An 18,488-nucleotide genomic window follows, 5' to 3' on the forward strand; every position below is an offset into this window, starting at 1 on the left:
TTGTAACTAATTGCACCTTTTGTAACTTTTGTAAGTGGATATGTAGTTGTTATCGCTTGCTCCTAGTGATTCTATCTCATGGTGCTTAAAAAGTTGCCGTAGTTGCGTCCTTGATTCTTTGGCTCTTGGGGCTTTTATTTTCTTAATTTTTTCGTGAATTCGTGTATAGTGTTGCGCCTTGGTTTTATAGCTTTGTGCTTGTCTACGTTTGTGATTTGGCTGCGTGGTTACAGGGCGCTCCACATTCTAACGAACCATCAAATTACGAGTGAACCATCCATCTATTAGTGAACTACTTATGAAATTTATTGTTAAGCCCCATCCAGAGATTTTTGTTAAGAGTGAATCAGTGCGTAAGCGTTTTACTCGTATTTTGGAATGTAACCTTCGAATTATTATCCAACGTAGAACAAAATCTGTTGCTGTATTCAATCGTCGTGATCACATTGAAGTGACAGCTACTAGTGATGAATATTTCCAAGAAGTTTTAACGATTCTTACTCATACTCCAGGTATCCATCATGTATTGGAAGTTCAGCAGTCTGAATTTACCGATATGCATGATATCTATGAAAAGGTATTGAAACTAAGTGGTAAGTTAATCGAAAACAAAACATTTGTTGTTCGTGCGAAACGTCGTGGTAAACATGAGTTTACATCAGTCGCGCTGGAGCAATATGTCGGTGGTGGTTTAAATCAAGCGGTTGAAAGTGCAAAAGTTAAGCTTAGAAACCCTGATGTGACGGTTAATATTGAAGTAGAGCACGAAAAGCTAAATCAAGTTATTGCTAGATACAAAGGGCTCGGTGGCTTTCCTCTAGGAACACAAGAAGACGTGTTGAGCTTGATTTCAGGTGGTTTTGATTCTGGTGTCTCTAGTTATCTGCATATTAAACGTGGTTCAAAGACGCATTACTGCTTCTTTAATTTAGGTGGTCCAGCACACGAAATTGGCGTGAAGCAAGTGTCTCACTTTTTGTGGAACAAATATGGGTCATCAGCCAAAGTTAAGTTTATCTCGGTCGATTTTGAACCCGTCGTGGCGGAAATCTTAGAGAAAGTTGATGATGGCCAAATGGGTGTTGTTCTAAAACGTATGTTTATGCGTGCAGGTGGCATGCTGGCAGAAAAGTTTGGTATTCAAGCCTTGATTACGGGTGAAGCATTAGGGCAGGTTTCAAGCCAGACATTGACGAATCTGCGTCATATTGACGGCGTTACCGATACGCTAATACTCAGACCACTAATCAACTGGGACAAAGAAGATATTATCGATTTGGCTCGTGTTATTGGCACTGAAGACTTTGCTAAGGTAATGCCTGAGTATTGCGGTGTTATTTCGAAAAAACCAACGATAAAAGCGATTAAAGAAAAGCTAGAGAAAGAGGAAGAAAACTTCGATTTCTCTATCTTAGATGATGTGGTTTATAACGCTCGTATGATGGATATCCGTGATATTGAGAAAGAGAGCCAAGCGAAGGTGCCAGACGTTGAAATGGTTGCTAATGTGGACGGAAATGCCATTGTATTGGATATCCGCAGCCCTGATGAAACCGAGGACAATTCGCTCGTCATTGATGATGTAGAGGTTAAGCATTTACCTTTCTATAAGTTAGCGACCAAGTTTGGTGATTTAGATCAGTCTAAGAGTTACCTACTTTATTGTGATCGTGGTGTGATGAGTCGTCTGCAAGCGCTTTACTTGAAAGAACAAGGCTTTGATAACGTGAAGGTATACAGGCCTTAGCGTGTTTGTAGTGAACCGTTTGTAAGTGTAGAAAAGCCAGCATCTATTTGTTGGTTTTTTTTTTGCTTAAAATATTCAAAAAAAAGCACTGCCATAGAGACAGTGCAAAAATAAATACTTTGACAGACAGGTCAAATTAATACAGAAAGATTGGTTTGCATCAATTTGATTGATGGAAACCTAGGTAAGTTATACCCAACTCGAATTCGAGATTTGCAAACACAACATTGCAACGAATAACCAATTGGTAAGAAACCAAGCCGTTCAGGCTATCGTTGCGGGATGAAATATAGAATTTCTCTAGCCGTCAGGCAATCGACATTTTATAATGCTTCAGATAATAAAAACTAATGCATGGAAACTAAGGTCTAGAATGTCTAGAAGATTACCTCCGCTAAACTCTTTAAAGGTTTTTGAAGCGGCTGCACGACATCTCAGTTTTACTCGTGCCGCAGAAGAATTGTTTGTTACGCAGGCAGCGGTAAGCCATCAAATTAAATCGATCGAAGAGTTTCTTGGCCTGAAATTATTCAGGCGTAGAAACCGTTCTTTATTGCTAACGGAAGAAGGTCAAAGTTATTTCCTTGATATTAAGGATATCTTTAGTGCAATTGCCGAAGCGACAGACAAAGTACTGGAGAGAAGTGAGAAAGGAGCGCTTACGATTAGTCTGCCTCCGAGTTTTGCTATTCAGTGGTTGGTTCCTCGTCTAGCCGATTTTAATCAGCAAGAGCCTGATATCGATGTTCGCATTAAAGCCGTGGATTCAGATGACAATTTCTTAACCGATGATGTTGATGTCGCTATCTACTATGGACGAGGTAGTTGGCCCGGATTAAGAATAGATAAACTATATCAGGAATTTTTGATCCCGCTATGCTCACCCAGTTTATTGATGTCGACTAAATCACTTACAGGCTTAATGGATCTAAAAAATCACACTCTATTGCACGATACGTCGAGAAAAGAGTGGAAGCAGTTTGTGAGGAATAATGCGATAGAAGGGGTTAATGTCAACCATGGCCCAATCTTTAGCCATTCGACGATGGTACTGCAAGCCGCTATTCATGGTCAGGGTGTTGCGCTTGGAAACAATGTGTTGGCTCAACCAGAATTAGATGCAGGTAGATTGGTTTCCCCATTTGATGAAGTCTTGCTTAGCAAGAATGCATTTTATGTCGTTTGTCATGAAAGCCAGGCGGATACCGGACGTATTGCAACATTTCGAGACTGGATGATAGCGAAGGCGGCGAGTGAACAAGAGGCGCTTTATGATGGCAAATGAGGCAATCAAATTGCACCACAGGCGATCCGCTAAACTACTGGTTATTTCCGGTGTCTCAGGCTTCATTTTTGTCGCTCTGGGAGCGTTTGCTGCCCATAGTCTATCGTCTATATTATCGGACTATTTCATTGCCGTGTTTAAGACTGGCGTGCAATATCAAGCGCTACATACCTTAGCAGTTATGGCGTGCGCCATATTATTAAGGTCTAATTCTAACGAAAAAGTGCAAAAAGGGCTTTTCAGAGCGGCAATTTGCTTTATTATCGGCATCCTTTGTTTTAGCGGCAGTCTGTATGGTCTCGCGCTGACAGGGATGAAATGGTTTGGTCCTATTACTCCAATAGGTGGGGTAATGTTTCTGATTGGCTGGGTTTTCTTTGTGTACTCAGCATTACATATAAATGAGGTTGCTCAGTGAAACAAGTGATGCTTTATTGCCGTTCTGGTTTTGAAAAAGAATGTGCAGGTGAGATTCAGGATAAGGCTAATCAACTAGAGATTTTTGGTTTTCCCCGCGTGAAGAACAACCAAGGTTATGTTCTATTTGAGTGTTACCAAGAGGGTGATGCTGAAAATCTGATCAAAAAAATAGACTTTCAGACCCTGATATTTGCTCGTCAAATGTTTGCTGTTGCAACGGAGTTTCAAGCTCTACCAAGTGATGATCGAATTTCGCCGATATTGACCACATTAGATGGTATTGACGCTTTTCCTACCTGTGGCGACATCCGCATAGAAACACCAGATACAAATGAAGCAAAAGAATTGCTTAAATTTTGTCGTAAATTCACGGTTCCTCTTCGTCAAGCGATGAGAGGGAAAGGCCTGCTATACAAAAAAGAGAATACCAAAAAGCCGATGTTACATATCTGCTTTGTGGCTCCGGGACATTGTTATCTTGGTTATTCATACCCAGATAATAGTTCTGCTTTTTTTATGGGTATTCCTAGGCTTAAGTTCCCATCGGATGCGCCGAGTCGGTCAACCTTAAAGCTGGAAGAAGCGTTCCACGTATTTATTCCAAGAGATGAATGGGATACGCGGTTGGCTCCGGGCATGTGGGCTGTTGACCTTGGTGCTTGTCCAGGAGGATGGACGTATCAATTGGTTAAACGTTCTATGTTTGTTCACGCCATTGATAATGGCATGATGGCGGATAGCTTGATGGACACGGGGCAGGTTAAACATCACATGGTCGATGGTTTCAAGTTTGAGCCCCAGAAGAAGAATGTGACGTGGCTTGTGTGCGATATGATAGAGAAGCCCTCTCGCGTAGCTCAGTTGATGGGAGAGTGGATCATTCGTGGTTTAGCGAAAGAGGCGATATTCAACCTTAAGCTGCCTATGAAGGGCCGCTATGATGAAGTTTTAGAAGATATTGAGAACTTGAAGAAATTTCTCGAAGAACATGAGGTCAAATATCGACTTCAGGCGAAACATTTATATCACGATAGAGAAGAGATCACGGTTCATATTCAATGTTTGTCGAATATTTCACCGAGATAGCTTGCGATTAGGTACATTTTGTCTGTTGCTTGGTTCACGTTGAACTGAGCAACTAATTAGGGGTATATCGAATATCCTGCAGATTAAACCCGAGTTGAACATCGGTTTTGAGTGATGAAATTTGCTTACATATCTTCGCTAGCTCTATATGTTCTTCAAATTTTTTGCGGTATTTTTCGACCAACTCATCTGAATTATAAGCTTCTTCTATACTGCCAAACTGGGTCAATATCTCTTTTGCCGCTTTTGGCCCAATACCAGGAATACCTGAAACCTGACTGGAGCTGATTCCAGTGAGCCCCCAATAATCAGAAAGTTGACTGGGTTTAACGCCAAATTCATTCTCTACAAATGAGGCATCTAACCAACGATGTTGGAAATAATCTCTGATTTGCAATGTAGGTGCTAAAAGTTGGCAATAACCTTTGTCTGTCGAGACGATAGTGACGGTTTCCCCGTGTTGAGCTACTTTTACAGCAAGTGTTGCCACGAGATCATCCGCTTCATCCCCGTCTGATAGGAGTGAATCAATTCCCAGTTCCCACCATGCACCTTGAATGCTGTCTAAGCCTTGTTGTAGCGCTTCTGGCATAGGTTTACGATTTTGCTTATATTTCGGTAGCAGCTTTGCTCTCCAACCCCTGTCTTGAAGATGATGATCGAAAACAGCGATGATATGAGTAGGCGTTGATTCTGAAAGAATACGATTGAGGGTTCTTTTGGTGGTCTCTATTGTTCTGGTTATGTCAGTAGGATCAGGCTGAGCTGAGTGTACTCGCCTTATAAGGTTCAGCGCATCAATAATCACTAGATGTATAGACATAGTTTTCCAATAGAATAAGGACTTACCGTTAAGCCCTTATTCTACTCAATTTAGTTAGCTAAGTAACCTCTGATGTTTTTTTCTTAATTACTTGCGATTTTATAGCATGGGACATATTCCGAACCGGGCAACTTCATTCTTTGTTGGGTAACGAAGTCATTGAGCAATTTGTCCATCTTGTCCATTAGTTCTGAATCACCATCGATGATAAATGGGCCGTGCTCTTCAATCTCTTTTATACCTTCTGCTTTAACATTGCCTGCCACGATGCCTGAAAATGCCTTTCGCAGATTAGACGCAAGGCGCTCTGTTGGCTGATCCATATGCAGATCTAAATTAGCCATGTTTTCATGGGTAGGATCAAAGGGATGTTGGAACTCTGGAGAGACGGTTAATGACCAGTTATAGCTGTAGGCATCTTCAGTCGACTGTCTGTGTGCTTTAACATTTGGGATGGCCTCTTTGATAATACGAGCGGCTTTTTCAGGGTCATCGACAACGATTTGATAATGTTTCCGAGCTTGTTCACCAAGTGTATCGCCGACAAACGCATCGATTGAACGAAAGTAGGCTTCGCTTTCCTTCGGTCCGGTTAAAACGATAGGAATAGGTTGATCAGCGTTATCTGGGTGCATCATAATACCCAGAATATACAAGAGCTCTTCTGCTGTTCCTGGTCCTCCGGGGAAAATCACGATGCCGTGCCCCATTCGAACAAACGCTTCTAGACGTTTTTCAATATCGGGCATGATGATGAGTTCATTGACGATAGGATTTGGTGGTTCGGCGGCAATAATGGAAGGCTCGGTTAAGCCAATATACCGTGCTTCGTCTTTGCGCTGTTTGGCATGACCGATAGCGGCCCCTTTCATTGGTCCTTCCATTGCTCCGGGGCCACATCCAGTACATATATTTAGGTCTCGTAACCCTAATTCATGCCCAACCTCTCGCGTATATTGATATTCATTAGGGTTGATAGAATGGCCGCCCCAACATACAACTAAGTTAGGTTCAATACCGGGATGAAGTGCACCCGCATTTCTTAAAATAGCAAAAACCAAATTGGTAATATGTTCGGGGTCATTTTGTTTTTCTCTATGTATTTGAGCAACATGCATATTGACATAGACTATATCGCGAAGCACAGAGAAGAGATGTTCTTGGATTCCGGTAATAATGGTGCCATCGACAAAGGCATCTTTTGGGGGATCGGTTAGTTCGAGTTTAATACCGCGTTCTCGGCTAACTACATCGACATCAAAGGTCTTGTGTTTATCGAGTAACTCTTGAGAGTTGTCGGTATGGCTGCCGGAATTAAGTACAGCCAAAGTACAGTTTCGGTAAAGTTGATAGAGATCGCTCGTCGCCTCTTTTTTAAGGCGCTTCACTTCTAGTTGAGAAAGTAAATCCATACTGCCGGCTGGGCTAATATGTGTAATCATATGATCCTCCTTACGATAGGAAGTATTATTATTGGTAGGTTTTAAACCTGTAGAGATAATATAGGTAACCCTGCAAAGAATGTGGTTTAACCTGTTGAAGATTAAGAACTATAGCTTTAACCATATACGCCATTGATGCAGGAGTACAAGTGAAATACGGTTTTTTCTATAAGAATTGGTTTAAAACAGGAAAAAGAGAGAAGGGTGAGGTTACTTGATAACTATTTGATTGCTGCCTTTGCGCTTGGATTCATTAAGTAGAAGATTTAATCGGTCTAATACTTCTTCTGGCGTATCGGTATCTCTTAGAGATGTACACGCTGCTGATGCTGTCACGCTGATGCTTTGATCTCTGAACTTAAAGGGTAGTCGACTAATATGTAGTTGAATTTTCTCAATAAGCGCGCGGCTCTCTTTCATTTCGATATCAGGAAGAATCAAGATAAACTCTTCACCAGAAAAACGAGCAACGATATCGATATCCCTTGCTTCTTTTGTAATGGTACGAGCAATGATTTTGAGTGCTTTATCACCCGCGGTATAACCAAAGCTGTCATTGATCGATTTGAAGTTGTCGATATCGAGAAGAACAAGACAAATTTTGTTTTGTGCGCGAATCCATTTGTGATATTCAAGTTCGAGTTTTTCAAGAAATGCCGTTCGGTTGAATACTTTGGTCAAAGGATCGATGAGGATGCGTTTTGCTTGGTCATCTAAGCGGCGTCGATGATCCTGAGTTAATTCGTACAACCCTTCTATTTGGCGACCATTGTGCTGCATTCTTTCAATGACAGAACTTTCTCTTTGCTCGTTGTGCTTTAGACGTTCCGTCAGCATGGTGATTTGGTCGAGTAATGGTTTTACTGCTGATTTTGCGCTTTTGAGGTCGACGGCTTTATCTAATGCTTCTTGGCTTTCGTTGGAGATATCCAGTAGCTGCGTTGCCATCTGTTTTCGATGTTCTGAATAGGCATAGGTTTGCTCAGTATTTTGGTTTGAGCTTTTGATGACATTACTTAGTGAACTGTTAACTTGAGTTAAGAACAGTTCGGATGTTTTGCGTTCGTAATGAGTGCCTTCAATGACCAGTTTTAGTATCTGTAGGGTAAGCTCTATAAGTGCTTCAGTACCGACACCAACCAATAACTTGATTCGAATATCATTGAGTAAATCACCAGATTCACCATCAAAATCAAGCTCACTGATTAGATGTTGTAACTCTTCCGCTAACTTGTTAAGTAGTTCCTGATTGACTTCGGGTGTTTTTTGTAACGAATGAGCACTACTCGACGTAATGATTTTGATGGCCTTTTCATAGATAGTGAGTAGTCGAGTGGCTTGGTCAAGCTGGTTATGATTTTTTATTGACGGAAAACTCAATAAATTTCTTAGATCACGTTTAAGTTGGGCGGGTAGCCCAGGTATGCGTTGCAGTGTTTCACCGCTATGTCTTACTCTGTCATCTAGATGAATTTTCTGTTTTTCCATTGTATTACTGTTTTGTTTGAGCATGCGCTCGAGAATGGCCAAGCGAGGAATCAACTTAGATATATCTTGCTGTTGTTGAAAAGCGGCTTTCAACGATGAGACAGCGGCATCAAGTTCAACATTGTACCCCATACACGCGGTACTTAAGTTTGTCACAACCCTTTTCAGGACTTGCGCTTCCCTCGAATGCTTGAATGAGGCATCTCGGTGTTTAAGCCTTGCCTCTTCTAATTGTAATTTAAATTGGTCGATCTGCTTGAGAATTTCTTGCCGACCTGCAAGATTTAGTTCACTCATATATTAAGTAGATGGCGCACATTGATCCTTGGAGTAATACATCTAAATGATAATAACAAAAATAACTAGCAGGTCATTCAAATTATCGTACAACAACCAGTAAATTATTCAATGATACTTAATTTTATGATGTTGTCCTCAATTTTATCACTAGAATCAATTTTTATTAGGCCGTTTTCGATAGCGGAAAGGCATGCAGACCGAATATCGTTACTGGCAAAGCTCGCAGCGGGTGCATTTTCTATTGCTCTTAAGCAGACCCATTGATTTCCACCATGTTGGTGGTTTTGTAATCGGGCAAGGTTAGAAGCCATTAATAATATATCTAATAATTCTTTGTCATTTATAGCCGTATAGGCTCTGGGTAGAAATGGATAATCGGCAATACCAGCTCTAATAGTTCTATCAAGTAACTTCTCCGGTTTAAATTCTTTTACCCAATTATGTATTTGTTCAAATAATTCGCTGGCCGTTTTATTCGGGTTGGTGTTTGGTTCAACATATAAAAACATACCGTCAGCAAAATGATAAAGCCTTGCTGGGCTGTCCAGTTTTGTCTTAATAAATGCCCCAAATTCTGCTTCGAGCTGCAGACCTGCATTGTAACCTTGTTGAAGGTAAGCGGTTCTTAAACTTGGTAACTCAATCATGATGAAACGGAGTTTATCGTGAAGAGGTTCATTGATCAGTTCACCCGTTTTCCACTGTTCAAAATTGGCACTACTTTGCTCTAGTGAGGAGGGTAATTTTACATTTAACAGTCGGAAGTTACGTAAGCCAGAACGAGGGTGCGTATAGTGGTCATTGTAAAGATCATTTAGTTGGTTTCTCATTCTTTTATTCACAATACCGCGTCGAACAAAAAGTATTAGAATGAGTAATGAAATAGCAAACAAGGTTGTGCTTGCATATTTAAAACGCACTTGCTTTTCATTGCTTTTTTGCAGCAATTTTGATTGGTCTTTATAATGTAAAGATTGCTCAATAAATAGTTTTTGTTCTCTAAAATCATTTTCTGAGATAGTTAATAATTGTTGCTGTTTAGCGGTTATTAATTGGTCATACTTTTTTCCACTACTAAATGCTTTAGAATAATTATTTAAATATTCATATGTTTTTGTAAGAAGGAGATACGCATGGAGCTGAATATTGCTATCGTCTATTTTTTGGCCAATTAAAAGCGCTTTTTTTGTCAGGGATAAGCTTTTATCAATATTGGTTTTCAGAAACTCTAATTCAGCACCAAGTAAAAAAGAGGTGGCCATTAAGTTGTCTATTTTTGCATAGGCCAGCAATTCGTTTGCCCGTTGCAGATATTGTTCTGTAAGCGGGTAGTTATAAAGCTGAAGATACGTTTTTGCTAAGTCCAAGCGTAACTGAATAATTTCTGCCGTATTTCTATTTACCGCATCGGTGTCTAATACGTTGAAGTAATGAACCAGTGCGAGGTTGTATCGGCCTTGAGAGTAGTAGATATCAGCCATGTTTTTGAGAATATCGGCCAGATTACTTGAGCTCTCGTAGTTGTCGTAAAAATCGGCGGCCTGAGATAGATGCTCTAACGCTTTGTCTAGAACAGACTTTTTAATGAACAGATCGGCGATGATGCGATTTATCTTGGCTAACAAGACCGGTTTATCTTTCTCGATGGCGGACCAATACGCCGATAGTAATTGATAAAGGGCCTGATTATAGTTCTCATTGGTTAAATAATACTCACCTAAGATAATCTGATGTTTTATTAATAGCTCTTCTTGATCAAGTTTGACTAGCAGGTTATTTGCTTGAGAAAAGTAATCCAGAGCAAGCGTATTGTTTTGTAGTGATATGGCGATTTCTGCCTTTAACATCAGTAACTGATACTTTAACTCCGTGATCGAAATGGTGTGCTCACTGTTTTCTAATTTCTCTTCAACGTTTGTTATCAGTGGGGTTATCTTGTGCTCATCCTGGGTTAGTCGCCACAGTAAAGTAGCCTTTAGTAATTGAATTTTGAGCACCTGGTTAGGCAAGTTATAGGTTTTGGCAAGCGTTTCTGCTTGTTCAATACTGATTATTGACCCTTTATAATCACCCAAAATATACTTTGCTTTTGAAATGATTTGCAGCGCCTTAATACTGGTAATAGGTGTACGAACGGCATTGTCGGTGGACTGCTTTTGGATTTGTTCTTGGCTCTTCTCGGTTAACGTCCTTGCGCTAAGAAATTGTTGAGCAATTTTTTTTGAACGCTCAGGAACAATTTCGATCAATTTTTCTGCTTCTTCTAAAAGGGTTGTTGTGGCCCCTTCAGCGAGTGCTGCCGTTCCATACAGAAGGGTGGCACACAACAATACAGTCGAAATAATGAATCTAGAAAATGCAGATATTGACATTAGTTTGTTTTACACCTTGTTAAGCTATTGGCGAGCTAATCTATGATTGTGTTGTGGTGCGGACGATTCTGACGAGCGGTATGGGTTGATATCCAATCCACCTCGACGCGTATAACGTGCACAAACCGTTAGAGAATCTGGAGAGCAATATCGAGTAATATCCATAAAGATTCTTTCTACACACTGTTCATGAAACTCATTGTGTTCTCTAAATGAAACGAGATACCTTAATAGTGCTTCTCTATCGATTCTCTTACCCGTGTATTTAACCTCTACGCTGCCCCAGTCTGGTTGATTGGTAATCAAGCAATTCGATTTTAAAAGATGACTGTGTAACGTTTCAGTTACCTGCTCGTTTGAAATGGACCCATTTAAAAACTCAGGATCAAATTGATAGTCGCTCACCTCTATATCTTGATCATCAATACATTCCCCGTCCATAGTCTGAATGGGTTGATTTGTGAATGAGGACAAAGGGTTGAGAACCACCTGAACCGCTTCACCTGCACAAGATGACAGGTCTTTTTCTAGTGTTTCCGTTACCTTATCCCAATTTGCAAACGGTGTCTGATTGAAACTGTTTAAATAGAGTTTGAAGGACTTCGATTCGATGAGGTTCAAACTGGTCGCAGGAATAGAGACATCGCCGATGGCGACTTGTGGAAGTCCTTTGTTGTTAAGCCAAGATAGCTCATAGAGTGTCCATACGTCGCACCCCTTAAAAGGAAGGTCATTTGTCAGGTTGAGGTCATCTCGATTTAGGCTTCTTGGGACAGGTTGCAGTAATGTAGAGTCATACTGTTGACGGTATTCTGTTTTTTGTCCAAGAGTTAAACCAACAAGTTCTGCGGAATTTGAATATTTGCTCATACTAAAATGCATTTATCGATTAGAATAACCAAGATTCTACTTAATCGCGTATACGCTGTCATTAACTCAAGTCAAGGAGGCTACATGACACAACCTGTGGCGGATGCTTTGCATCACTTTTCTGCTCAGTATAAACAAGCCTGGCAAGATAAATATCAAACATTACCTATGAATGAAGAACTCGTTGGGTTGGTTTCCCCCTGTGTGGAAAAAAACAGGGGCGATGCGGTTTTTTGGCAGCCAGTTCAACGAGACGAAATGGCCGATTTTTCTAACGTGGAAAATGGCATTGAAATTGATTTACATGACGACATAAAGACATTTTATGGTTGCCAGTATAGTGCTGATATGGAAGCCAACTGGCAAGATAAGCCATTTACTCTACTGCAAGTTTGGAGCGATGAAGATTATACTCGCTTACAAGAAAACATATTGGGTCATCTAGTAACACAAAGGCGATTGAAGTTGAAACCAACGGTATTTATTGGGGTGACTGACGCCGAATTGGACGTTATTTCTATCTGTAATATTAGCGGAAATGTCATATTGGAAAGATTGGGAACAGATAAGCGTGATGTCTTAGCGCAAACGGTGACTGAATTCTTGACTGATATTGTACCAGAGGTATAGCACGATGATTGTTGCTGAATTACAGTTTGAATGCTTCGACAACACGACGGTTTCTGCGGTCGACAAAGGTGTAAATGGTCTGATGGAAGCGCTTAGGTATAACGGTCAGATCCTCGGTAGGGAGTTTCCTATCGTCATGGGCGACGGGGTCTTTTATGTAAGGGCTGTTTGTCCTGAAGAGGAGAGCCTTCACCCTGATAACCACTCTGATTATGTTAATGTTTGTATAAAAGCGTTATCTGAAGCGAGTCTGTTGTCCCCTAAGATTCGCTTGGTAGGAAGAGATCTAAATTCTGAAGAGGCTGCAGAGCAAGAGGCACCAAATTGGCAAGTATTGTATACAACCTATGTTCATACGTGTTCTCCGCTACGAAGTGGGGAGACGCTTTTACCCATCCCGCTTTATAGAAACCCGGCAACGTTAAATGGCGATCACAAAGCCGTTATTAAATGGCAAACAGAGTGGCAAGCCTGCGATGAATTGCAAATGGCAGGTGGTTGCAAGGCTGAACATGCTGCCCTTGCGGAAATTACCCAGATTGATAGTGATCTATTCCGTCGAGGGTGGGATATCAGAGGTCGTATTGAATATCTAACTCAAATCCCGACTTACTACTATTTGTACCGAGTTGGTGGTAAGGGACTTAAAGAAGAGAGGGAAAGAAGGTGTCCGAAGTGCGATGGTGAGTGGCTATTAGATAACCCATTGCATGATGTGTTTTATTTTAAATGCGACATATGCCGCATTGTATCTAATATCAGCTGGGATCAATTGAAGTAGCAGGTTTAAGACTATCGTTTCGCTAATACTTTATCCAAATGATTAGCGAATTCTCTTCGATCTGTTTGAGATAGCGCGCTTGGTCCGCCTGTTTGAATGCCACTAGAACGCATGGTATCCATAAAATCTCGAATATTTAATCGAGCCTTTATGGTTTCCTTGGTGTACAGCTCACCTCTAGGGCTAAGGGCAAGCGCACCTTTGGTGATGACTTCATCTGCCAAAGGAATATCAGAGGTAATGATTAGGTCACCTTTTTCTACAAGTCGAACAATCTCGTTGTCTGCCACATCAAATCCACTTTCTACCTGAATGGATTTGATGTTCACGCGCGTCGGTACCGGTACTCTATGGTTCGCCACAAATATGCATTCAACGCCGGTTCTTTCTGCGGCTCTAAATAGTGTTTCCCTAATAACTTTAGGGCAGGCATCAGCATCAACCCATATCTTCATTTTGTCGCCTCTAATGCATTCAGTCGAGTACTTAACTCAGAAACTTGATGTTCAAGTTGCTCTATTCGCTTTTCTAAATCGAGATCCTTTTTTTCTGCAATTTCTATTTTAGGGATAGATTGATTGCCTTTCCAGCTTTTGATGACGGCGATAATCGCGGGCATGGGGATACTCGTTGTCAGTTGAGCTTTGACGAGGGCAATGGTTGGTTTTTTTCCTGAGGCATGAATTTTTTGCAATGCCTGTTCAAGCTCAGCAGATACGTCTTTGGTTAGCATTTAGAACTCCACTATTTCTTTATGTTTATATCCTACTTTGTCCTTCTTGAGTTATCTAGAGCTTACTGTCTATATGTTTCGTCAATCGCTCTAAGTATTATTCGAGACCATGGTCATTATTATCAATGACATCTCGTGGATTGAGAATGTCTAATCAAGAAGTTATGTGTAAGAGATCTCTTACAAATGTGTAAGAGAAGTCGATAACGCCTATAGATATCGGTGCCCATTTTGTTGTTAACTAATTGTTTTATAAATATTTGTCCCTATGTTACTTGTCTGTGTTGGCTGAATGATACTGTAAATGTCTTGTTCGAAACTCTAAAGGTAGTAATCTTATCTGCGTCAACAGGACGTTGACAAAGGATTTAGGAATAACCAAGGGTTTGGTTATCTTCAGGAAGAAGTGAGATTACTAGGATAGTAATCTAAAAGGACAAAGGACATTGCAGGATGCAACGTTAGTAGGATGCTAGCGGCAAGGATTTGCGATGGAACACCTGAAAGGATCAGGCAAGGAACAGCATCAGGATGATGTAAAGGACACCGCTCAAGGAACAAGTGATGTTTGCTAACGAGGAACGTTAGTAGTTAGGATGACTAGGACACTGCTAGGATGGCGATGTAAAGGATAAGCTGACGGATTCAGCACTATTATGGATGATGCATGGAGCATATTTGGTAGCTGGATTGCTGCAAGTAAGATCATAGCCCCGATACGAAAGTATTGGGGCTTTTCTTTTTTATAAAATGGAATCACCCATCCGGTAAGGTGGGATGTTGAAACGTACTGGTCTAAACCCTCGCATAATGACATTTGCTTGATAACAGTCATCACCTAAGGCAGAAAACTCAAATTGATAAGCGGTATGCCATTTTAGTTTTCCTTCTGGCGTTTTTATTCTATGCGAACCAAATGAAACACTTAAAAGTTGTAAATCGAGTTGATCACATCGTTTAGCAATCGCGGCTTTTGCTAATTCAGACTGTCTTCGTTGTTGCCAGAATAGAAAACAACCAAAACCCAGTCCAATTATGGCCAATAGATCGCTAATCATTATTTCGCCTTCGATTTGGTGGATTGTTGTAAGCTAACAAGAGCAGTGGCTAATTCGTCTGAAGGATGGCTGTGGAGCAGCGGCAAAAGCACTAAGCGAAGCGCGGGTTGCATGACGAGATCAGTAAACAATTGATTAAATAATTTTTGATTGCCAGTTTGTGCCAGCCTTAAGAGATATTGTTCCGCTATTTTTGGGTCTTCCAGCGCATGCCAAGATCGACCTGCAATACCAACCAGTATCTCTTGATGACTTAACAGTGGGCTGAGTAGTATCTCGCTGACAAGTATTCTCAATTGCGTTGAATGTGCGCCTGATAGGGCTCTAACGTATGCCGATACCAAAAATAGATCTGGGTTGTTAAGGGCGCACTCTTTTTGAGCGAGTTCTAAAAGTGTGTTGGACAGCTTTTCAGAAAGGTTGGTGTGTTCTAATACGCCCAGTAATGCGTACTTTGGTTCACTGGGAATATGGCGCAATGATTTTCGAATAATGACACCATTCTGTTCTTGGTGAATTCGAGCACAGATATCAGCAATACCCTGTAAGCCAACGGTCTGCCATTTATCCCAACCTAACCCCCCATTAAAATAGTGCTGAGCATGCTCATAGTATTGACTCGTTTGCATGTTTAAAAGGGCGCGGATCTGGCTGTGAAAAACAGCCATTTTGTCTTCGGAAGGTTTGAATGTGTAAGGATTATTCGCAAGCTTTTGTTCTTGTTGCTCATCCAGTTTTCCTCCTAATCTTGTCCCCATAGCTTCAATAACATATTTTATGAAGTTACCAATATCAGATTGCTTCAACAAACCTCTTTCATCAAGAGGGAACTTTAGAAACCAGATCCAAGGCTGTTTTTCTTTATTCCAATAGGCTATAGCGATATGAGCTTGTCGTTGTAGAGGATATGGATAAGGTTGTTGACCTAGTTCAACATTAGAAAATAACGTATTCTCAACCGATAGGATGCGTCTCCCTAAATCAAAAATTTTGTATTCACAACCACTATTTTTTAGTAGTTGAGTTAGGGTCTGAATGTTTTCCATTTCGTTAATTACTCTATTGGTCTTTGGTTAATAAATGGTACTCTTACCGAAAATTTCAAGGTGGCAACGTGCAATATTCTTATGACTGACGATCTTCCTCTATTTACTCTCCTGCAAGAAACCGAAATCTGCTTACAACGACTGTGCCTTTGGGACAGTGAAGAACCGGAAGAAAGTGCGCTGCAGAGTAAAGAACCTTTTGCGTTGGACACATTAGAACCTGAGCAATGGTTACAATGGATATTCATCCCGAAAATGAGAGAAATGTTAGAGCAGCAGCGCGTTCCAAGTGGTTTTGCTATTTCGCCTTATTTTGAAGAGGTTTGGAAAATGGAGACCAAAACATTGGAATTGATAACGCTGTTGCATAGGATTGATGAGGAGTGTCAATAATGCTCGAGATTCTCTTTCAGGATGAGTACATCATTGCGGTAAACAAACCAGCAGGCATGCTTGTTCATCGCTCTTGGTTGGACAAGTATGAAACTCAATTTGTCATGCAAACATTACGAGATCAAATAGGTCAGCATGTGTTCCCACTGCATCGGTTAGATAGGCCGACCTCTGGTGTATTGGTTTTTGCTTTATCAAGTGAAGTTGCATCAGAAATGATGCCTTTGTTTGCCAATCATGAAATGAAAAAAACCTATCATGCGATTGTTCGAGGATGGATAGAAGAAGGCGATACGCTTGATTATCCACTGAAACAAGAGTTGGATAAAATTGCGGATAAATTCGCTAAAACAGATAAAGAACCGCAAGAAGCGGTTACCGATTATCTTCCATTAGCTGAAGTTGAAGTACCATACTCGACGGGCCGCTTCCCTACCAGCCGATATTGCCTTGTTGAACTGAAGCCTCATACAGGTCGTAAACATCAGCTACGTCGTCATATGGCGCATCTACGGCATCCTATTGTCGGGGATACGTCACATGGTGATGGTAAACATAATCGATTGTTTCGCGAAAACTATCAGGCTCATCGACTATTTCTACACGCAACGGAACTGCAGTTTGTTCACCCTTACACCCATTCTGACATCTGCATAAAAGCGAGCTTCGATGATTGTTGGCTTAGGCTAATGGCAGAATTTGAGTGGAAACACGTGTTAATGAGTTAGCACTCAAGGTCCATTACCTGATGGGTTTTGTAGTTATAGTCATTTATTTAGCCGCGATAGTTGAACTGCTTCTTACTATAAGTTGTGTCGGTATGACGCTGTCTTGCGGGACTTTTTCGCCCTTAAGAATCTTTGTAAGAACTTGCATGGCGGTTTCGCCTAATTGTTTTTGAGGCTGGCGAATCGTGGTTAATTGAGGGGTCGTATACTGCGCAAACAATAAGTCATCAAAGCCGATAATTGAAAGCTGTTTTGGAACGTCGATACCCATCTCTATCGCTGCACGCATAGCACCTAGTGCCATCATATCGTTAAAACAAAAAAGTGCCGTCATTTCATATTGGGTCGCGAGCCTTTGAAAGGCGGCGTAACCAGAATGAAAACTAAAATCTCCAGATTCAAACGCGTTGTCGTTGATGTCAATATTGGCGTTACTCTCTGCTTTGATATAGCCTTGTTTTCGGTCACCACAGATCGGATTTCCCATTGGACCTGTGATGCAACCAATTCTTGTATGACCGAGTTCAATTAAGTATTCCGTTGCTCTCTTGGCGGAGTCAAAATTGTCTACGCGGACGGTTGGGATAGGGAAACCACTAAAATATTCGCAGGCCATGACAATCGGAATGTTGGCCCCTTTCTGAATATCACTCGGAAGTTCCGATGTTAAACTGATGATCCCATCGGCTTGTTTTGTTCGAACCAAATCAATGTATTCTTTTGCCTGTTGTACAGTATGAACAGAGTCACCGAGAAGAACTTTATAACCTTCTTGTTGGGCAACCAATTGTATCCCTTTGACGATATCAGCAAAAAACATATTGGCGATATCAGGTAAAATGACAACCACCGTTTTCGATTCGCTTTTACGCAAATTTCTGGCAATGGCATTCGGTGTAAAACCGCATTCAGCTACCGCTAATTCCACTTTTTTACGATTTTTTGCCGATACTTTTTCTGGTGCAGCCATCGCTCTAGAAACGGTAGCGGTGGAGACGCCAGCAAGCTTCGCTACATCTTTTATTGTGGGCATGTTTTCACCTGAATGACTACTTGTTTTACGTGACAGTATACTGGGCAATTACAATTGTAACGGATTACAATTTTATGAAAATTAGTTTTCTAATTATGAAAAAGATTAATTGTATATCAGGTCAAATATCTTGTTGTGAAATTGTTTATTTTTTCAACATACATCACATTATCGTCCTACTTAGACTAATAATCGTCTAGTTATTAGACTATATTTGAATTCATGCACAAAAATGATGCGTTGGATTTAATTG

General features: G+C 40.8%; 18 protein-coding genes. 8 read left to right on the top strand and 10 right to left on the bottom strand.

The window, feature by feature from the left end; genetic code table 11:
- Nucleotides 1–298 precede the first annotated feature (298 nt).
- The 4 genes from thiI to rlmM all read left to right on the top strand — a co-directional run bounded on the left by thiI (nt 299) and on the right by rlmM (nt 4,538).
- On the top strand, nt 299–1,747 hold the full coding sequence (gene thiI, locus IUZ65_RS03690) for a tRNA uracil 4-sulfurtransferase ThiI (protein ID WP_195702450.1): 1,449 nt from the start codon (nt 299–301) through the stop codon (nt 1,745–1,747).
- A 373-nt stretch (nt 1,748–2,120) separates the two neighbouring features.
- The gene (locus tag IUZ65_RS03695; RefSeq protein WP_195702451.1) at nt 2,121–3,032 is read left to right on the top strand and encodes a transcriptional regulator GcvA; all 912 of its coding nucleotides are present in this window, start codon (nt 2,121–2,123) and stop codon (nt 3,030–3,032) included.
- Nucleotides 3,022–3,450: a DUF423 domain-containing protein gene (locus tag IUZ65_RS03700; RefSeq protein ID WP_195704985.1), complete on the top strand. Its 429-nt coding sequence runs from the start codon at nt 3,022–3,024 to the stop codon at nt 3,448–3,450. Before IUZ65_RS03695 ends, IUZ65_RS03700 begins: the two co-directional genes overlap by 11 nt.
- Nucleotides 3,447–4,538, top strand: coding sequence for a 23S rRNA (cytidine(2498)-2'-O)-methyltransferase RlmM (rlmM, locus tag IUZ65_RS03705; protein ID WP_195702452.1), 1,092 nt, complete (start codon nt 3,447–3,449; stop codon nt 4,536–4,538). Before IUZ65_RS03700 ends, rlmM begins: the two co-directional genes overlap by 4 nt.
- A gap of 52 nt (nt 4,539–4,590) precedes the next feature.
- On the opposite strand, the gene xni is transcribed toward rlmM, so the two are convergent.
- From xni to queF, 5 genes are all read right to left on the bottom strand, one after another.
- A complete protein-coding gene (xni, locus tag IUZ65_RS03710; protein WP_195702453.1) occupies nt 4,591–5,361 on the bottom strand; it encodes a flap endonuclease Xni in 771 nt (256 codons plus the stop codon).
- Nucleotides 5,362–5,444: 83 nt separating this feature from the next.
- Complete coding sequence (gene ppnN / locus IUZ65_RS03715; protein WP_195702454.1) at nt 5,445–6,803, bottom strand: nucleotide 5'-monophosphate nucleosidase PpnN; 1,359 nt, start codon at nt 6,801–6,803, stop codon at nt 5,445–5,447.
- 210 nt (nt 6,804–7,013) lie between these two features.
- Nucleotides 7,014–8,588 carry a GGDEF domain-containing protein gene (locus IUZ65_RS03720; protein WP_195702455.1) on the bottom strand — a complete coding sequence of 525 codons (1,575 nt, stop codon included), beginning with the start codon at nt 8,586–8,588 and terminating at the stop codon, nt 7,014–7,016.
- Between the two features lie 104 nt (nt 8,589–8,692).
- The gene (locus tag IUZ65_RS03725; RefSeq protein WP_195702456.1) at nt 8,693–10,963 is read right to left on the bottom strand and encodes a tetratricopeptide repeat protein; all 2,271 of its coding nucleotides are present in this window, start codon (nt 10,961–10,963) and stop codon (nt 8,693–8,695) included.
- A gap of 24 nt (nt 10,964–10,987) precedes the next feature.
- Nucleotides 10,988–11,833, bottom strand: coding sequence for an NADPH-dependent 7-cyano-7-deazaguanine reductase QueF (queF, locus tag IUZ65_RS03730; protein WP_195702457.1), 846 nt, complete (start codon nt 11,831–11,833; stop codon nt 10,988–10,990).
- An 84-nt stretch (nt 11,834–11,917) separates the two neighbouring features.
- Between queF and syd the strand changes: the two genes are divergently transcribed.
- Both syd and IUZ65_RS03740 read left to right on the top strand, forming a co-directional pair.
- Nucleotides 11,918–12,463, top strand: a complete 546-nt coding sequence (gene syd / locus IUZ65_RS03735; protein WP_195702458.1) for a SecY-interacting protein — start codon at nt 11,918–11,920, stop codon at nt 12,461–12,463.
- Between the two features lie 4 nt (nt 12,464–12,467).
- Nucleotides 12,468–13,244, top strand: coding sequence for a Zn-ribbon-containing protein (locus IUZ65_RS03740; protein WP_195702459.1), 777 nt, complete (start codon nt 12,468–12,470; stop codon nt 13,242–13,244).
- 11 nt (nt 13,245–13,255) lie between these two features.
- On the opposite strand, the gene IUZ65_RS03745 is transcribed toward IUZ65_RS03740, so the two are convergent.
- The 4 genes from IUZ65_RS03745 to IUZ65_RS03760 form a co-directional block, all read right to left on the bottom strand.
- Nucleotides 13,256–13,699 carry a YaiI/YqxD family protein gene (locus IUZ65_RS03745; protein WP_195702460.1) on the bottom strand — a complete coding sequence of 148 codons (444 nt, stop codon included), beginning with the start codon at nt 13,697–13,699 and terminating at the stop codon, nt 13,256–13,258.
- Complete coding sequence (locus IUZ65_RS03750; protein ID WP_195702461.1) at nt 13,696–13,977, bottom strand: hypothetical protein; 282 nt, start codon at nt 13,975–13,977, stop codon at nt 13,696–13,698. Before IUZ65_RS03750 ends, IUZ65_RS03745 begins: the two co-directional genes overlap by 4 nt.
- Before the next feature lie 743 nt (nt 13,978–14,720).
- The gene (locus tag IUZ65_RS03755) at nt 14,721–15,035 is read right to left on the bottom strand and encodes a DUF3301 domain-containing protein (RefSeq protein WP_195702462.1); all 315 of its coding nucleotides are present in this window, start codon (nt 15,033–15,035) and stop codon (nt 14,721–14,723) included.
- Nucleotides 15,035–16,081, bottom strand: coding sequence for a DUF3549 family protein (locus tag IUZ65_RS03760; RefSeq protein WP_195702463.1), 1,047 nt, complete (start codon nt 16,079–16,081; stop codon nt 15,035–15,037). Before IUZ65_RS03760 ends, IUZ65_RS03755 begins: the two co-directional genes overlap by 1 nt.
- A gap of 81 nt (nt 16,082–16,162) precedes the next feature.
- On the opposite strand from IUZ65_RS03760, the gene IUZ65_RS03765 reads away from it, so the two are divergent.
- Both IUZ65_RS03765 and truC read left to right on the top strand, forming a co-directional pair.
- Entirely contained in the window at nt 16,163–16,474 is a 312-nt protein-coding gene (locus IUZ65_RS03765; protein WP_195702464.1) for a YqcC family protein, read from the top strand.
- A complete protein-coding gene (truC, locus tag IUZ65_RS03770; protein ID WP_195702465.1) occupies nt 16,474–17,202 on the top strand; it encodes a tRNA pseudouridine(65) synthase TruC in 729 nt (242 codons plus the stop codon). Before IUZ65_RS03765 ends, truC begins: the two co-directional genes overlap by 1 nt.
- 43 nt (nt 17,203–17,245) lie before the next feature.
- Here the strand turns inward: truC and IUZ65_RS03775 are convergent, their stop codons facing one another.
- A complete protein-coding gene (locus IUZ65_RS03775) occupies nt 17,246–18,235 on the bottom strand; it encodes a LacI family DNA-binding transcriptional regulator (RefSeq protein ID WP_195702466.1) in 990 nt (329 codons plus the stop codon).
- Nucleotides 18,236–18,488 lie beyond the last annotated feature (253 nt).

Origin of the sequence: Vibrio sp. VB16 (assembly GCF_015594925.2) — a bacterium.
Taxonomy (GTDB): domain Bacteria; phylum Pseudomonadota; class Gammaproteobacteria; order Enterobacterales; family Vibrionaceae; genus Vibrio.

Coding starts and splice junctions, on each gene's coding strand:
- IUZ65_RS03700 (WP_195704985.1), top strand. CDS start 3,022: ATGGCAAATGAGGCAATCAAATTGCACCACAGGCGATCCGCTAAACTA.
- IUZ65_RS03720 (WP_195702455.1), bottom strand. CDS start 8,588: ATGAGTGAACTAAATCTTGCAGGTCGGCAAGAAATTCTCAAGCAGATC.
- IUZ65_RS03695 (WP_195702451.1), top strand. CDS start 2,121: ATGTCTAGAAGATTACCTCCGCTAAACTCTTTAAAGGTTTTTGAAGCG.
- ppnN (WP_195702454.1), bottom strand. CDS start 6,803: ATGATTACACATATTAGCCCAGCCGGCAGTATGGATTTACTTTCTCAA.
- IUZ65_RS03760 (WP_195702463.1), bottom strand. CDS start 16,081: ATGGAAAACATTCAGACCCTAACTCAACTACTAAAAAATAGTGGTTGT.
- IUZ65_RS03765 (WP_195702464.1), top strand. CDS start 16,163: ATGACTGACGATCTTCCTCTATTTACTCTCCTGCAAGAAACCGAAATC.
- IUZ65_RS03755 (WP_195702462.1), bottom strand. CDS start 15,035: ATGATTAGCGATCTATTGGCCATAATTGGACTGGGTTTTGGTTGTTTT.
- xni (WP_195702453.1), bottom strand. CDS start 5,361: ATGTCTATACATCTAGTGATTATTGATGCGCTGAACCTTATAAGGCGA.
- IUZ65_RS03725 (WP_195702456.1), bottom strand. CDS start 10,963: ATGTCAATATCTGCATTTTCTAGATTCATTATTTCGACTGTATTGTTG.
- queF (WP_195702457.1), bottom strand. CDS start 11,833: ATGAGCAAATATTCAAATTCCGCAGAACTTGTTGGTTTAACTCTTGGA.
- IUZ65_RS03775 (WP_195702466.1), bottom strand. CDS start 18,235: ATGCCCACAATAAAAGATGTAGCGAAGCTTGCTGGCGTCTCCACCGCT.
- thiI (WP_195702450.1), top strand. CDS start 299: ATGAAATTTATTGTTAAGCCCCATCCAGAGATTTTTGTTAAGAGTGAA.
- truC (WP_195702465.1), top strand. CDS start 16,474: ATGCTCGAGATTCTCTTTCAGGATGAGTACATCATTGCGGTAAACAAA.
- syd (WP_195702458.1), top strand. CDS start 11,918: ATGACACAACCTGTGGCGGATGCTTTGCATCACTTTTCTGCTCAGTAT.
- IUZ65_RS03740 (WP_195702459.1), top strand. CDS start 12,468: ATGATTGTTGCTGAATTACAGTTTGAATGCTTCGACAACACGACGGTT.
- IUZ65_RS03750 (WP_195702461.1), bottom strand. CDS start 13,977: ATGCTAACCAAAGACGTATCTGCTGAGCTTGAACAGGCATTGCAAAAA.
- IUZ65_RS03745 (WP_195702460.1), bottom strand. CDS start 13,699: ATGAAGATATGGGTTGATGCTGATGCCTGCCCTAAAGTTATTAGGGAA.